Genomic DNA, 15,639 nt, shown 5'->3' with positions numbered 1-15,639 from the left:
AAGGCTATTACTCGCTGCAAACCGGTATATTTCGCCGCTTCAGTCATCCTGATTACCGCGAAACTGATGGATCTGGCGGCGCTGTTTTTTGCTTGGCCGGCCATCGGTCTGCATACCTGAAGCACCTGCTTTACGTTGCGCAGCAGCCCGTTCGCGGCGTTCAATACTGTCTGCGGTTTCGCTGTACAGCGCTTGCGCTTCAGGCGCTCCGCGGCGCACCACAGACAATGCCTGAACTATAATTGTGCGTTCATCAAAGCCAATGCGAATAACCAGCTCATCGCCAACTTTGGGCTCTTTGCCGGGTTTGCAGCGATCACCGCGATGATGGACCTTGCCACCCTCAATGGCCGCTTTTGCCAGCGCCCGGGTTTTGAAAAACCGCGCGGCCCAGAGCCATTTGTCCAAGCGGACTTTATCGTCATCTTTATTGTTCATTATTACTCTATTACTGGGTGAATATTGCCTGATGCAGTTGTCTAGAATTGCGGAAATTATTACGGATCAGCCCTATTGAAAACATTTGACCAACTAAACGTGGTCGGTTTGCGCGAGTGGATCAACCTCCCTGACCTGGGCATGATCGGCATCCGCGCTAAAATTGACACCGGTGCCAGCACTTCAAGCCTGCATGCCTCGGATATTCAACCCTTCGAGCGCGACGGTGAAGACTGGGTACGCTTCACTGCACACATCGGCACCCTGGTACAAAGCCGGCACCGCTGCGAAGCACCATTGGTAGCAGTTAAACGTATTAAAAGCTCTAATGGTCAGGCGCAAAACCGTTACGTAATCCGTACCAATCTGTCACTCGGCGATCGGTTGTGGCCAATAGAATTTACCCTCGCGTGCCGTAAAACCATGCGCTACCGCGTATTACTGGGCTCAAAAGCGCTGATTGCTGGTCAGCTTGTGGTCAACCCGGCGCTCACCTACGTACAAGACAAACCTTCGCTTAACGACCTTTCGGGTGCTCAATGAAAATCGCTGTGCTGTCGCGTAATCCGCGACTTTATTCAACCCGTCGCTTGGTCGAGGCTGGTCAGCAACGAGGCCACGAAATGGTGGTCATCGACACCCTGCGTGCCTATATGAACATCGCCAGTCACAAACCACAAATTCACTACCGTGGCGCGCCGCTGGAAGGTTTTGACGCGGTTATCCCACGGATCGGCGCCTCAGTGACATTCTACGGCTGCGCCGTACTGCGCCAGTTCGAAATGATGGGCGTGGTGCCACTTAATGAGTCGGTGGCCATTGCTCGCTCTCGGGACAAACTGCGCTCACTGCAATTACTTTCACGCCGCGGTATTGGCTTGCCAGTCACCGGGTTTGCGCACTCGCCGGATGACATCCCGGACTTGATCCACATGGTCAATGGCGCGCCATTGGTGATCAAGGTGCTCGAAGGCACCCAAGGTATCGGCGTAGTACTGTGCGAAACGGAGAAAGCCGCTGAGTCAGTGATTGAGGCCTTTATGAGCCTTAAACAGGACATCATGGTCCAGGAATACATCAAGGAAGCAGGTGGTGCGGATATTCGCTGCTTTGTGGTCGGTGACAAAGTTATCGCCGCGATGAAGCGTCAGGCCAAACCGGGTGAGTTTCGCTCCAACCTGCACCGCGGCGGTTCTGCCAGCTTAATCAAAATCACCCCTGAAGAGCGCATGACCGCGATTCGCGCAGCAAAAGTGATGGGGCTCAGCGTGGCCGGGGTGGATATTTTGCGCTCCAATCACGGTGCGCTGGTAATGGAAGTCAACTCATCACCCGGGCTTGAAGGTATTGAGTCAACCACCAGCAAAGATGTCGCCGGGATAATCATTCAACACTTGGAAAAGAATAGCAGCCCGCGACTGACCCGCACCAAAGGCAAAGGCTGACCCTGATAGCGAGCCTGTAGATGGACACGCTTTATGCTGTCCACCTACAGGCCGTCAGCAAGTCAGACCGCATCCCGAGGCAGCAGCAGGCCTAAAGGCAGGCATACACGCGCCTCAAGCCCACCACCCGAACGATTGCGCAGCTCAATACTGCCGCCATGCAGCGCAGCAATACGTTTGACGATAGCCAAGCCCAGACCCGCACCTTGGCCGCCACGCGCTCGATCGCCACGGATAAACGGATTGGTGATGCTGTTGAGCTCCGCCGGATCAATCCCGACGCCACGGTCAAGCACGCTCAACACCACGTAGGGCGCACTCATATCGCCGGACATCGAAACGGCAACCTCTGCGGTATCGCCACCGTAACGCAGTGCGTTTTCGATTAGGTTGGTCAACAGCCGCTTGATCGAGATTCGGCGCAACGGGAACACCGGAATCGGCTCAAGGCATAGCCGAACCTTTTCTTGATGCTGGTTATAGGGCGTGACAACTTCACGCACCAGCGTCAACAGATCAAGCTCCTCGACAAGTTCGTCACGACCATCGCGGATAAAGGCCAGGAACTGATCGAGGATTGCATCCATATCCTCGATATCACGAACCATGTCATCGGTCAGTTCCGAGTCGTTCTGCAGAAACTCCAATGACAAACGCAGGCGCGTCAACGGCGTGCGCAGGTCATGTGAAACCCCGGCGAGCATAAGCTCACGCTCACGGGCCGCTTGTTCCACGTCTTCAGCCATTTGATTGAAGGCGCGATACACCTCCATCATCTCATTCGGTGTGTCACTAACCGGCAAACGCACGCTACGGCCTTTACCCAACTGCCGCGCAGCAAACACCAAGCCCTTGAGCGGCGCGCTAAGCTGGCGAACGAAAATCCATGCCGCAGCGGTTGAGAGTAAGCCAATACCCAGGAACCAGCCGAGTACGCTCCAGATTTGCTGGCTACGTAAAGGGTGTGGATAAAGGGGTACACGAATCCAGCCTTCTCCCAGCGTCGGTGCATGCACCCACAAGGCCGGTGGACTTTTCGCTCGCACTCGCACTTCGGTCTCGGGACCGAGTTCGGATTGCATCTGGCGCTGGAAAATTTCGCTGTAGGGCCAATGTTGTTCGCTGGCCGGCACCACTTTACGCGGAACTTGCTTGAGGTCGGCGGCTTGCGCGATGCGATCACGGTCTTCCGGATCAGCAGCCCAATAGGCGCGCAACGTCAGCGCAGCACCATGGCTGTATTGGCGGTCGACCAGCATATCCTCGTTCATCAACAGATAAACCAGGGTCAAGGCTTTGGAGAACAGTACGACGATCAACACCAGCCACAAGGTGCGTGCGAAGAAACTTTGTGGGAACCACAGCGGTGCTTTCATCAGTCACTTTCAAGCCAGGTGAAAAACAACTGGGCGCCGAAGCGCCCAGCCTTTATGCGGTGTCTATGCGCCCCAGTTGATACGGGGCAGAAACCGATCAGGATTTGTTGCCGTCCGGTACGAACACATAACCAACGCCCCAGACAGTCTGGATATAGCGTGGCTTGGATGGGTCTGGTTCGATCAAGCGGCGCAGACGCGAGATCTGTACGTCGATCGAACGCTCAAGCGCATCCCATTCACGACCACGCGCCAGATTCATCAGCTTGTCGCGAGTCAATGGCTCACGGGCGTGCTGTACCAATGCCTTGAGCACGGCAAATTCACCCGTGGTCAGCATGTGCACTTCTTCGCCCTTCTTCAGCTCACGAGTCGCCAATGACAACTCGTAATCGCCAAAGGTTACGCTGGCCTCTTCGCTACCCGGCGCGCCCGGTACGATTGGCGCCTGGCGACGCAGCACGGCTTTAACCCGCGCGAGCAATTCCCGTGGGTTGAAGGGTTTGGCCAGATAATCATCCGCGCCCAACTCCAAACCTTGAATACGGCTGGCTTCGTCACCTTTGGCGGTGAGCATGATGATTGGCATTTGATTGTTCGATTCGCGCAAACGACGGCACGCTGAAAGGCCGTCTTCACCTGGCAGCATCAGATCAAGCACTAGCAAGCTGAATAGCTCGCGCGCTAAAACCCGGTCCATTTGCTCGACGTTTTCAACCGCGCGTACACGGTAGCCTTGCTCTTCAAAGAAACGCTCAAGCAAGCGTCGAAGACGGGCATCGTCATCGACAATCAGAATTTTTTCGCCTTCAACCACAGGTGCAGTGCCGCTCATGTATAACTCCTAGACTGAGAACCTGTTCTAGCCATTTATAACCCATATATTAACGAGCCAAGTCGTTATTTACCGTCGTCATAAACGCTGAATAGTCTCCAATACAAGCATTATTGCCCAGATGCCAGGTTGCCTGCTTGGAGCCATTGTTAGCAGATTTTTCCCCGAACGGTCCCAGCTCACGCCTTTACGGTGTTTATAATGCGCCGCTTTAGTGTCTAGTCCGCAAGGTACATTTGAAAAGATCAGGCCGCAAACCCGGCCTGTAGAGCAGTGTTTTTCAGATGCCCAATTGTTTGCGAGGCTGGTTTTTCGATCCAGTGTGGGTAGTTTTTTATATATGGATAGCATCAACAACCGCATCGCCGAAGAACTGGGCGTACGCCCACAACAGGTTGCCGCCGCCGTAGCGCTGCTCGATGAAGGCTCGACCGTACCGTTCATCTCTCGCTACCGTAAAGAGGTCACCGGCAGTCTGGATGACACTCAGCTGCGTAATCTGGAAGAGCGCCTGCGCTACCTGCGTGAGTTGGATGATCGCCGCGCCAGCATTCTTGCCAGCATCGAAGAACAAGGCAAGCTAACCCCCGAGTTGCAACGCGAAATCAGTCTTGCCGACACCAAAACACGCCTCGAAGATTTGTACCTGCCGTACAAACAAAAGCGCCGCACCAAGGGCCAGATTGCCTTGGAAGCAGGTATCGGCGAGTTGGCCGATGCGCTGTTTAACGACCCGAGCCTGACACCTGAAACCGAAGCGACTCGGTTTATCGATGCGGAAAAAGGCTTCGCCGACAGCAAAGCAGTGCTCGAAGGCGCCAAATACATTCTCATGGAGCGCTTCGCTGAAGACGCCACCTTGCTGACCAGCCTGCGCAGCTTCATGAGCGACAACGCGACCATCAGCGCACGCCTGGTTGCGGGCAAAGAAACTGAAGGTGCGAAGTTCCGCGACTACTTTGAGCACGATGAAAAGCTCAAAAACATGCCTTCACACCGGGCATTGGCAATTTTCCGTGGCCGCAACGAGGGCATCCTCAGTTCGAGCCTGAAAGTCGGCGACGAGTTGCCGGGCACCATGCATCCGTGTGAGGGCATGATTGCCGAGCGCTTCGGCATCAGCAATCAAGGGCGTCCAGCCGATAAGTGGCTGGCTGAAGTAGTGCGCTGGACCTGGAAGGTCAAGCTCTATACTCACCTTGAAACCGACCTGCTCGGCGACCTGCGTGAAAACGCCGAAAACGAAGCTATTTCAGTATTCGCCCGTAACCTCAATGATTTGCTGCTCGCCGCCCCGGCTGGCCCGCGGGCAACCTTGGGCCTCGACCCTGGCTTGCGCACCGGCTGCAAAATCGCGGTGGTCGATGCCACCGGTAAACTGCTCGACAGTGCTACGGTTTATCCACATGCGCCGAAGAACCAGTGGGATCAGACCATCTCGGTGCTGGCGGCGATGTGCGCCAAACACTCGGTAGACCTGATTGCGATTGGCAATGGCACCGCGAGCCGTGAAAGCGACAAGCTGGCGATTGAGCTGATCAAAAAATATCCAGCACTTAAAGCCACCAAAGTCATGGTCTCGGAAGCAGGCGCCTCGGTCTACTCGGCATCTGAATTGGCGGCCAAAGAGTTTCCTGATCTCGACGTGACGATTCGTGGCGCGGTATCCATTGCCCGACGCCTGCAAGACCCACTGGCTGAGCTGGTGAAAATAGATCCGAAATCAATTGGCGTTGGTCAATACCAGCATGACGTGTCCCAGCTGAAACTGGCCCGTGGTCTGGATGCCGTAGTCGAAGACTGTGTGAACGCCGTCGGCGTAGATGTGAACACCGCATCCAGCGCCCTGCTCGCTCGTATCTCGGGCCTCAACAGCACCTTGGCGCAGAATATCGTTGCCCACCGCGATGCCAACGGCGCATTCAAATCCCGTGATGACCTGAAGAAAGTGCCGCGTCTGGGCGACAAGACCTTCGAACAAGCAGCAGGCTTCTTGCGCATCATGAATGGCGACAACCCGCTGGATGCCTCAGCCGTTCACCCGGAAACCTATCCATTGGTGCAACGTATCGCCAAAGACACCAACCGCGATATTCGCTCGCTGATTGGTGACAGCAGCTTCCTCAAGCGCCTTGACCCTAAACAGTACACCGACGAAACCTTCGGCCTCGTCACCATTGGCGACATTCTTCAGGAACTGGAAAAACCGGGCCGCGACCCACGTCCAGAGTTCAAGACAGCAGAATTCCAGGAAGGTGTTGAAACCCTCAAGGACTTGCAGTTGGGGATGATTCTTGAAGGCGTGGTGACCAACGTCACCAACTTCGGTGCGTTTGTCGATATCGGCGTGCATCAGGATGGTTTGGTGCATATCTCTGCGCTTTCAGAGAAATTCATCAAGGACCCGCACGAGGCGGTCAAGGCCGGTGAAGTGGTTAAGGTCAAAGTCATGGAAGTCGACATCCCGCGCAACCGGATTGCCCTGAGCATGCGCATGAGCGATACCCCGGGCGAGAAGGTCGAAGGCCCACGTGGCGGTGGTAATCGCGGCAATAATTCGCGCAGCAACACGCCAGCCCCGCGCCCGGAAAACAAACCAGCACCCGTCAACAATGCAATGGCATCGCTGTTCGCCAACGCTAAACAGTTGAAGAAAAAATGACCGACCTGCCGGAGGAATTAACCTCTAGCGCATTCAGCCAATTGCTCGGCGTGGAACCGCTGAGCGTGGCCGATGGTGAGGCTCGGGTACGCCTCAACCTCACCGACCCACTGCGCAACCGGCACAAAAAGCTGCATGGCGGTGCGTTGTTTTCACTGATTGATATCGCCATGGGACTGGCTTGCTCCAGCGCCCACGGCTTCGATCAGGGCAGCGTCACGCTTGAATGCAAGGTCAATTACATACGCGCAATCGACCAAGGTTCGGTGATTTGTGTGGCTAAGGTGCTGCATGCTGGCCGCCGCACTTTAGTAGTGGAAGCGCAGGTGCATCAAGGCGACAAATTAGTCGCTACAGCACAAGGCACCTTCGCTCGCGTGTAATGGCTGTGGGCTATGCTGCTGTATAAACAGCCTAGCTGGCACTTGTCGCAGTCACGCGTTGTTGTGTCACTGCGACAACCACCAGCCATTTAATTTAACGCTCGGCTGTGGTCAGGCAAATTGCTGACACCCCCTTGCAGACTGTTCAGTGTGCCCCCATATTGGCTCGACTGATGGGTGAAGGAATTCGACTTTGAGCAATTTGTTATCCCGCCGCGTGGCACTGCTTGGCGAGCCAAACCACCTCTCGCTGCTCACTCAGTGCCTGCATGGCATCGAACGCGAATGCCTGCGGGTTGATAGCGACGGTCAGCTGGCACTGACGCCACACCCCAAAGCGCTGGGCTCTGCGTTGACGCACCCGCAGATCACCACCGATTATTCCGAAGCGCTGCTGGAGTTCATCACCCCGGCAGAAGCAAATCCGGCAAGCACCTTAGCGAACCTGGAACAAACTCATCGCTACACCTATAGCAAGCTGGAAGACGAGTACCTGTGGAGCCCGTCAATGCCCTGCGCATTACCGGCGGAGGATGTCATCCCAATCGCTCAATATGGCGACTCGCATATCGGCAAGCTTAAGTATGTTTATCGTCAGGGCCTCGCCCTGCGCTACGGCAAGACCATGCAATGCATTGCCGGCATTCACTACAACTTCTCCTTGCCGGATCAACTTTGGCCGCTGCTGCAAAGCCTCGACCCCAACAACCGCTGCGCGCGCGATTATCAGTCAGTCAGCTACATCGCGATGATCCGCAATTTCCGCCGCTACAGCTGGCTATTGATGTATCTGTTCGGCGCCTCTCCGGCGCTGGACATTGGCTTTATGCGGGGCAGCGCACACAAGCTCCAGCAACTCGATGCCGACACCCTGTATCTGCCTTACGCAACCAGCTTACGCATGAGCGACCTGGGCTATCAAAGCAACGCCCAAGCAGAGCTAACCCCCTGCTACAACGACCTTGCCAGCTACACTGACAGCCTGCGCCAAGCGGTTGGCACACCTTATCTGCCCTACGTTGAAATCGGCACCCGCAGCGCCAATGGCGACTGGCTGCAGCTCAACACCAACATTCTGCAGATTGAAAACGAGTACTACTCAAGCATTCGCCCTAAGCGTGTGACCTACAGCGGCGAGCGGCCCATTCAGGCACTGGTTGCCCGTGGCGTGCAGTACATCGAAGTACGCTGCCTGGATATCAACCCGTTCTTACCGATGGGTATCGACCTTAAGCAAGCACAGTTCCTCGATGCGTTTTTGCTTTACTGCGCGCTACAGGAAAGCCCGGCACTTGAAAGTGACGAATGCATGGCCTGCACTGAAAACTTCCTTAAAGTGGTCAAGGAAGGTCGCCGTCCTGGCCTGCATTTGCAGCGCGCAGACAAGCAAGTCGAACTCAAGACCTGGGCCGATGAACTGCTAGACGAAATCCAGCAAATGGCCGACCTGCTCGACCGCAGCAATGGCGGTGTTGAGCACAGCCAAGCCCTGCAAGCTCAACGTGAAAAAGTTGCCGATGTCAGCCTGACGCCATCCGCGCAAGTGCTGGAGCAACTGCAACAAGGCGAAAGCTTTGCCCAGTTCTCACTGCGCCAAAGCAAGCTGCACGCCGACTACTTCAAGAGCCAGCCATTAAGTGCTGAGCAAAATGCAGCTCTTGAGCAGGCAAGCGCAGAGTCTTTGCGTGAGCAGGCAGAGATTGAAAGTCATCAACAAGGCGACTTCGATACGTTTGTCTCCGCCTACCAAGCCAGCATTCTTGGTCACGACCAGCCACTATCAAGCTGAGCAATTAACTAGGTCATCTGCTGCGCAAACAGAGCTGCCAGCAGATGGAGGCCCACGTCACAAAAACAACCAGCGGAGTAAAAGGCGAGACCAGCGGCTCAGTCATAGGTGCTCAACCCAGCTAGCATAGGCACTAGTCGAATTAATTGAGCAATTCTCATGGCGGCAGACTCGCAGACCGAACAACATCAGGATTGGAGCCTTGAAAATCTCAACAAGGCCTACCAACAAGGCTATATGGTTGGTCTAACCGGGCAACCCAAGGCCCCGCTCAAGCAAACAGCTGAAGTACTCAGTGCGGCCTGGGAAGCGGGTTGGGATGATGGCCACGAGCAGTATGATTTGGTTAAACGAGAATCTGCATAACTACGCGAGTAGATGTAGCCCCTGCCCCATTCCTGCGCACCTTCACAGCTCGGCCGCAGCGCCAGCTAAAAAAGCTTCCTGCCTCGAATACTGCGCGCCTCGCAATTAAGCTTTCGCACGCCCAATCCGCTGATGATCCACAAAAACAAAACACCCTGCGAAGGCGAAGCCCGCGCAGGGTGTTTTGGTGACCACGCCGGAGAATCCAAAGACTCAAGCGGCGCTATGAATGTCGAACGCTAGCGTCCGGGCTACTTAGTAACCCAGGGCAAAGTTCTCTTCATCCATATCCATCAGGTTGTTAGCGCCCGACAGCATTGTTTCTACGTGAGTGCGAGTACGCGGCAGAATACGTGCGAAGTAGAAGCGCGCAGTCTGCAACTTGGCCTTGTAGAAAGCTTCTTCGCTGGTGCCAGCGGCCAGCTTCTCAGCTGCCAGACGAGCGATATCAGCCCAGAAGTAAGCCAGGCAGGCGTAACCGCTGTACATCAGATAATCAACCGATGCCGCGCCAACTTCTTCACGATCTTTCATCGCAGCCATGCCGACCTTCATGGTCACATCAGCCCACTCTTTGTTCAGCTTGGCCAGCGGCGCAACGAACTCAGAAATTGCTTCGTTGCCTTCGTTAGCCTGGCAGAACTTGTGCACGATCTTGGTGAAGCCTTTGAGTGCTTCGCCCTGAGTCATCAGGATTTTACGACCCAGCAGATCGAGCGCCTGAATACCGGTGGTGCCTTCGTACAACATCGAAATACGGCTGTCGCGAACGTTCTGCTCCATGCCCCACTCGGCGATAAAGCCGTGGCCACCGTAAATCTGCACGCCGTGGTTAGCCGCTTCGAAGCCAACTTCGGTCATAAATGCTTTGGCAATCGGCGTCAGGAAGGCCAGCAGTGCGTCGGCTTGCTTCTTCTCTTCAGCGTCCTGGCTGTATTTGACGATATCGACCTGCTTGGCAGTGAAGTAAACCATTGCGCGATTGCCTTCAGCGAACGCTTTCATGGTCAACAACATGCGACGTACGTCAGGGTGAACGATGATCGGGTCAGCCGCTTTGTCCGGTGCTTTCGGGCCAGTCAGTGCGCGCATCTGCAAGCGTTCACGAGCGTACTTAAGACCGCCCTGGAAACCTGCTTCAGCGTGAGCTAAGCCCTGCAGAGCAGTGCCCAGACGCGCAGTGTTCATAAAGGTGAACATGCAGTTCAGGCCTTTATTGGCTGGGCCGATCAGGTAACCGGTAGCGCCATCGAAGTTCATCACACAGGTCGCGTTACCGTGGATGCCCATCTTGTGCTCCAGCGAGCCACAGCTCACTGCGTTGCGCTCACCGATGCCGCCGTCAGCGTTCGGCATGAACTTAGGCACGATGAACAGCGAAATACCTTTAGTCCCTGCTGGGGCATCTGGAAGACGTGCAAGCACGATGTGGACGATGTTATCGGCCATGTCGTGTTCACCAGCCGAGATGAAAATCTTGGTGCCGGAAACTTTGTAAGAACCGTCAGCCTGTGGCTCAGCCTTGGTGCGCAGCATGCCAAGGTCAGTACCACAATGTGGTTCGGTCAAACACATGGTGCCAGTCCACTCACCCGTAACCAGCTTGGTCAGGTAAGTGTGCTGTTGCTCTTCTGTGCCGTGCTCAGAGATGGTGTTCATCGCGCCGTGCGACAAACCTGGGTACATGCCCCACGACCAGTTGGAGGTGCCGATCATTTCACTGATGGCAAGACCCAGCGACTCAGGCAGGCCTTGACCGCCGTGGTCGACGTCGTGAGACAGGCTTGGCCAGCCGCCTTCGACGTACTGCTTGTAGGCTTCTTTAAAGCCAGTCGGCGTCTTAACGCCGTCTTCGCTCCAGGTGCAGCCTTCGATGTCACCCACACGGTTCAACGGAGACAGCACCTGCTCACAAAACTTGGCGCCTTCTTCAAGAATGGCACTGACCATGTCTGGCGTTGCATCTTCGCAGCCAGGCAGGCTCTGATAATGCGCTTCGTAGCCGAGCAGTTCGTCACGTACGAAACGAATATCACGCAAGGGGGCCTTGTAATCAGGCATAGCTAATAACCTCTGCGGTGGTCGGTATGGGTGACCGAATAGTTGTTTGAATCGGGTAAATCCCGAATGTTTGAAGGTTGCCGCAAGACAACAATCAAACAGGTGTTTGAAACATACGTTTACGCCTACTCATTGTCAAGCGTGCTTTGAACCCTCGACAAACGGTATGAGCAGCTTTGCCATCCGCTCAAAGCCTGATGCTTGAGCCATTCCTCAATTATTAGTGATCAGCGGAAACACCTTGAAATCAGACGGCGCTATACCGCCGGTCTAAATCATACCCAGCGGCAAAGGCGCCAGCTAACCGGTCCACACGGCCTTTATCCTTCAATAAATAGCGCTACAGAGCAGTAGTAAGACGCATAAATATTGCAGGCAATAGCTGGGAGACAACGCAAAAGACATTGCGCTGCAGCGATGCAGAATTTGGAGTAATTGGGGTTTAGCAGTGAAGCTGAGGAGTGATGACGGGGGTCAGGCGCGGGTATCGATCAACGTGCCAAGTACAGCGTCTGCGGTCTCGAGTACGCGCGCACCGGCCTGGGCTTGATACTGGCCAAGGCGCAACTCAATCAGGTTGCTGGTGATTTCAGGCATCCCAGCTTGTGTGGCATTTGCCGCCTCAGCTTGTTGCTCTGTACGGGCTGGCTGAGTTACCGCGCCACTGGCAATGCCTTGAGCGGCTTGATCGACACGTTGCTGCCCCGACTGGATTGTCGCGAGACCGGCGTTAAAGGCGCTGCCCGATATGGCATTCATCTATTTCGCTCCAGTTCAGGGTTGCACAAGGCCTGTATTAAAACAGAAATGCCTGCAATTCGATAATAGCTTTTTGCCATATCACCGCAATCAAACATCAATGCCCAGCAAACTGATATCCAGACAAGCAGCAACCGCAGCTGCGGTTGCTGACTTCAATCGCGGCACATAGCCAAGGCATGGCGCAGGCAAGCGCTCAGCCAGAGTGGCCAGGTTCTCCTCCAGACGCGAGGTCTTTGGATCAACGACGTTGGCCACCCAACCGACCAGCTCCAAGCCATCTGCGGCAATTGCTTCCGCAGTGAGAACCGCATGGTTGATACAGCCCAGGCGCACGCCAACCACCATTATTACCGGCAGTTTCAAATTCACCACCAGATCAGAAATCGACGCCTGGCCCGACAGTGGGACGCGCCAGCCGCCTGCGCCTTCAACCACCGTGAAATCAGCGGTTTTATCCAGCACGCCCTGCACAGCTTCCTGCAGCCTCTCTACATTCAGCACCACGCCTGCCTCACGTGCAGCCAAGTGCGGTGCTATCGCGGGCGCAAACGCCAGCGGGTTGACCTCTTCATACGTCAGCGCGACTGAGCACTGCTCAAGTAGCGCCAGCGCATCTTCATTGCGCAGCCCCTCTGCACTTTTCGCGCAACCCGATGCAACCGGCTTTGCCGCAGCAGTCGACATTCCCGCTTCTCTCGCCGCATAAAGCAGGCCAGCAGCAATGGTGGTCTTACCGATCTCGGTATCAGTACCCGTGATGAAGAAAGCGTTGCTCATGGGTTCATCCTTTTCTGCAAAACACCGTATACAACTTGATAGGTTGCAGGCAGCCCCTGCACTTGGCGCTCACGCTCATAGGCTTCAACCAGCGCAAGCATGCGTGCTCGCCCGGTCAAACCGCTTGGCCTGCCTGAATTTAGATTGTGCGCACCAAGGGCTTTCAGTTCATGTGTCAGGCTGCGCAAGTCGGGGTAATACAAAACTTCTGGCTGGGTATCCAGTGCCACCACATCTAAGCCACTGGCGGCGCACAGCGCTTGATAATCTTCAAAGTGGCGGAAACGGTTAACGTGAACAAAACCATCCACCACCCGCCAACTCTCGCGCAACTCTTGCAAGGTACCGACACACAAGCTGCTGAACGCCAGCATCCCGCCCGGACGCAGTACTCGCTGAGCCTCGGCCAATACCGAACCAAAGGATTCACACCATTGCAGGGCAAGGCTGGAAAAAATCAGCTCACAAGATTCAGCCCGCAATGGCAAACGCTCAGCATCACCGGCAATAAACTGCTCGGCGCCTCCCAGCGGACGGGCGTGCTGCAACATACCTTCGGCGATATCCAGAGCAATACCTTGTGCATCACCAAAGCGACTGGCTAATGCTCGGCTGAAGTAACCTGTACCGCTACCCAGATCGAGCCAGCGCTGAGGTGAAACGTTTGCTGGCAGTCGCTGTAATAGCTGGTTGCCAACAGCACGCTGCAACGCGGCGACACTGTCATAACTGGCCGCGGCACGGGAAAACGATGCGGCCACCTGACGTTTGTCCGGCAAGCTCGAATGCGGTTCATCAGCCAAATCAATCATCGCCTGCCTCGTGCAAAAACCCTTGAATCGCGGCGGCAAGCTCGTGCGGGTATTCAAGTGAAAACGCGTGGCTGGCTTGATCAATCAAGCCCACTTCAACATCACCCAACAGCGCCAAGATATCTCCAGCCACCTCAGCGGGAACCAATGAGTCCTGACCGGCATACAGATGCAATTGCGGGCCTACAAAACCCTGCAATGCTTCACGAGTGTCCAGACTGGCAAGCAAATCCAGGCTGGCGAGCAGCAGCTCCCCGCTTTCATGTGGAGCACCGCCCAACATCAAGCGCGCCATGCCACGTTGATCGGCGGCACCTTGCGCGCACAAAGAGGCAAAGCGTTTAAGGGTTATCGTTGGATTCTGGGCGCAGCCCTGGCGAAACAGATCAAAAGCCTCTTCGGCCATTGCATGGGGCCAGTCAGTGCTGGCGACAAAACTCGCATTGCTGGCCAGGGTAACCAACCCTGGACATTTTTCGGCACGTCGAGCCGCCAACTCAGCTGCCAGCATGCCACCCAGCGACCAACCAGCGAGCCATGCATCTTCTGGCAAATTGGCGTCGAGTTCATCCAGCCATTCATCAAGTTCGCTGCTGACCAATAAAGGCAGCGGCTCAACCTGCACATGCAAATGCGGATCAAGCCCACGCAATGCTTCTGCCAGCGGTTCAAGCGGCGCAGTACCTAGACCCCAACCCGGTAATAACACCAAGCGATTACGCATTTAGTTGCTCCTCACCCGCGCCACACTCGGCCAGCGCAGCAAGTAATAAATCCACCTGAGCGGTGCTATGCGCCGCCGACAAGGTAACCCGCAAGCGGGCGCTACCGGCAGGCACCGTTGGCGGGCGTATCGCAGTAACCAGAATGCCGCGCTCACGCAACATCAGGGACACGCGCATGGCGCGGCCACTGTCACCAATAACGATAGGCTGAATCGGTGTTGAGCTGTCCATCAACTGCAAGCCAAGGGCTTGTGCGCCTTCACGGAATTGCTTGATCAGCGCATTGAGATGCTCCCGGCGCCAATGCTCGCTGCGCAACAGCTCAAGACTTTTCAGGGTGGCGCAGGCCAGCGCAGGCGGCTGGCTGGTGGTGTAGATGTAGGGACGAGCGAATTGCACCAGCGCCTCAATCAACTCTTCGCTGCCGGCCACAAACGCCCCGGACGTGCCGAAAGCCTTGCCTAGCGTGCCGACCAACACCTGCACATCATCAATGCCCAGACCTTGCTGCTCGACAATACCGCCACCGGTTGCCCCCAACGGGCCAAAACCGTGAGCATCATCAACCATGACCCAGGCGTTGTGTGATTTCGCCTCGGCGCACAAGGCTGGCAAATCTGCCTGATCGCCATCCATGCTGAACACGCCATCGGTCACCACCAAGGTATTACCCACGGCTTTGCTCAAGCGGCTGGCGAGGCTGCCGGTATCGTTATGCAGATACCGCGAGAATCGTGCATTACTCAGCAAACCGGCATCGAGCAGAGAGGCATGGTTGAGGCGGTCTTCGAGCACCGTATCGCCCGGCCCGACCAAAGCGGTCACCGCACCGAGGTTAGCCATGTAACCAGTGCTGAACAGCAGTGCACGCGGGCGCCCGGTGAACTCGGCAAGCGCCTCTTCCAACTGATGATGCGGCGTGCTGTGACCGATAACCAAATGCGAAGCTCCGCCGCCGACGCCCCAACGGGAAGCGCCAGCCTGCCAGGCTTCAATCACCTGCGGATGATTAGCCAAACCCAAGTAATCATTGGAACAGAATGCAAGCAGCTCGCGACCGTCCACCACAACCTGCGGGCCTTGCGGCGACTCAAGCAGAGGGCGCTGACGATATAGCTGTGCAGCGCGGCGCTCAGCCAAACGACTCGCGAGATCAAAAGACATGGAAATCACCCGTTGCGCAGCCGCTGAAGCCTGACACACAGCCA

At 55.8% G+C, this 15,639-nt stretch carries 15 protein-coding genes; 6 read left to right on the top strand and 9 right to left on the bottom strand.

Going from position 1 to position 15,639, the window contains the following annotated elements:
* Positions 1-39 precede the first annotated feature (39 nt).
* Complete coding sequence (locus tag B9K09_RS02670; protein WP_087515403.1) at positions 40-438, bottom strand: RNA-binding S4 domain-containing protein; 399 nt, start codon at positions 436-438, stop codon at positions 40-42.
* A 108-nt stretch (positions 439-546) separates the two neighbouring features.
* Here B9K09_RS02670 and B9K09_RS02665 point away from each other — a divergent pair, with 108 nt between their 5' ends.
* Both B9K09_RS02665 and rimK read left to right on the top strand, forming a co-directional pair.
* Entirely contained in the window at positions 547-981 is a 435-nt protein-coding gene (locus tag B9K09_RS02665; RefSeq protein WP_256574298.1) for an ATP-dependent zinc protease, read from the top strand.
* On the top strand, positions 978-1,883 hold the full coding sequence (gene rimK / locus B9K09_RS02660; RefSeq protein WP_087515401.1) for a 30S ribosomal protein S6--L-glutamate ligase: 906 nt from the start codon (positions 978-980) through the stop codon (positions 1,881-1,883). The genes B9K09_RS02665 and rimK overlap by 4 nt, the downstream gene beginning before the upstream one ends.
* 62 nt (positions 1,884-1,945) lie before the next feature.
* On the opposite strand, the gene B9K09_RS02655 is transcribed toward rimK, so the two are convergent.
* Positions 1,946-3,259 (bottom strand): ATP-binding protein, encoded by a 1,314-nt coding sequence (locus tag B9K09_RS02655; RefSeq protein WP_087515400.1) that lies wholly within the window; start codon positions 3,257-3,259, stop codon positions 1,946-1,948.
* A 97-nt stretch (positions 3,260-3,356) separates the two neighbouring features.
* Positions 3,357-4,094, bottom strand: coding sequence for a two-component system response regulator OmpR (ompR, locus tag B9K09_RS02650; RefSeq protein WP_087515399.1), 738 nt, complete (start codon positions 4,092-4,094; stop codon positions 3,357-3,359).
* Positions 4,095-4,434: 340 nt separating this feature from the next.
* Between ompR and B9K09_RS02645 the strand changes: the two genes are divergently transcribed.
* The 4 genes from B9K09_RS02645 to rmf all read left to right on the top strand — a co-directional run bounded on the left by B9K09_RS02645 (position 4,435) and on the right by rmf (position 9,294).
* Positions 4,435-6,756: a Tex family protein gene (locus B9K09_RS02645; RefSeq protein ID WP_087515398.1), complete on the top strand. Its 2,322-nt coding sequence runs from the start codon at positions 4,435-4,437 to the stop codon at positions 6,754-6,756.
* The gene (locus B9K09_RS02640) at positions 6,753-7,139 is read left to right on the top strand and encodes a PaaI family thioesterase (RefSeq protein ID WP_087515397.1); all 387 of its coding nucleotides are present in this window, start codon (positions 6,753-6,755) and stop codon (positions 7,137-7,139) included. The genes B9K09_RS02645 and B9K09_RS02640 overlap by 4 nt, the downstream gene beginning before the upstream one ends.
* A 193-nt stretch (positions 7,140-7,332) precedes the next feature.
* On the top strand, positions 7,333-8,928 hold the full coding sequence (gene gshA, locus B9K09_RS02635; RefSeq protein ID WP_087515396.1) for a glutamate--cysteine ligase: 1,596 nt from the start codon (positions 7,333-7,335) through the stop codon (positions 8,926-8,928).
* Between the two features lie 159 nt (positions 8,929-9,087).
* Complete coding sequence (gene rmf, locus B9K09_RS02630; protein WP_087515395.1) at positions 9,088-9,294, top strand: ribosome modulation factor; 207 nt, start codon at positions 9,088-9,090, stop codon at positions 9,292-9,294.
* 255 nt (positions 9,295-9,549) lie between these two features.
* Here rmf and B9K09_RS02625 read toward each other — a convergent pair whose 3' ends face one another.
* The 6 genes from B9K09_RS02625 to bioF all read right to left on the bottom strand — a co-directional run bounded on the left by B9K09_RS02625 (position 9,550) and on the right by bioF (position 15,595).
* Positions 9,550-11,355, bottom strand: coding sequence for a phenylacyl-CoA dehydrogenase (locus B9K09_RS02625; protein ID WP_087515394.1), 1,806 nt, complete (start codon positions 11,353-11,355; stop codon positions 9,550-9,552).
* A gap of 474 nt (positions 11,356-11,829) precedes the next feature.
* The gene (locus tag B9K09_RS02620; protein WP_087515393.1) at positions 11,830-12,114 is read right to left on the bottom strand and encodes a hypothetical protein; all 285 of its coding nucleotides are present in this window, start codon (positions 12,112-12,114) and stop codon (positions 11,830-11,832) included.
* 90 nt (positions 12,115-12,204) lie between these two features.
* On the bottom strand, positions 12,205-12,894 hold the full coding sequence (bioD, locus tag B9K09_RS02615; protein WP_087515392.1) for a dethiobiotin synthase: 690 nt from the start codon (positions 12,892-12,894) through the stop codon (positions 12,205-12,207).
* Complete coding sequence (bioC, locus tag B9K09_RS02610; protein WP_087515391.1) at positions 12,891-13,706, bottom strand: malonyl-ACP O-methyltransferase BioC; 816 nt, start codon at positions 13,704-13,706, stop codon at positions 12,891-12,893. The genes bioD and bioC overlap by 4 nt, the downstream gene beginning before the upstream one ends.
* On the bottom strand, positions 13,699-14,430 hold the full coding sequence (locus tag B9K09_RS02605; protein WP_087515390.1) for an alpha/beta fold hydrolase: 732 nt from the start codon (positions 14,428-14,430) through the stop codon (positions 13,699-13,701). The genes bioC and B9K09_RS02605 overlap by 8 nt, the downstream gene beginning before the upstream one ends.
* Positions 14,423-15,595: an 8-amino-7-oxononanoate synthase gene (gene bioF / locus B9K09_RS02600; RefSeq protein ID WP_087515389.1), complete on the bottom strand. Its 1,173-nt coding sequence runs from the start codon at positions 15,593-15,595 to the stop codon at positions 14,423-14,425. Before bioF ends, B9K09_RS02605 begins: the two co-directional genes overlap by 8 nt.
* Between the last annotated feature and the right edge of the window lie 44 nt (positions 15,596-15,639).

This window comes from Pseudomonas sp. M30-35 (assembly GCF_002163625.1).
In the GTDB taxonomy this organism is placed as follows: domain Bacteria; phylum Pseudomonadota; class Gammaproteobacteria; order Pseudomonadales; family Pseudomonadaceae; genus Aquipseudomonas.
Note: the sequence above shows the minus strand (reverse complement) of the source record. Positions and strands in the feature narration are given on the sequence as shown.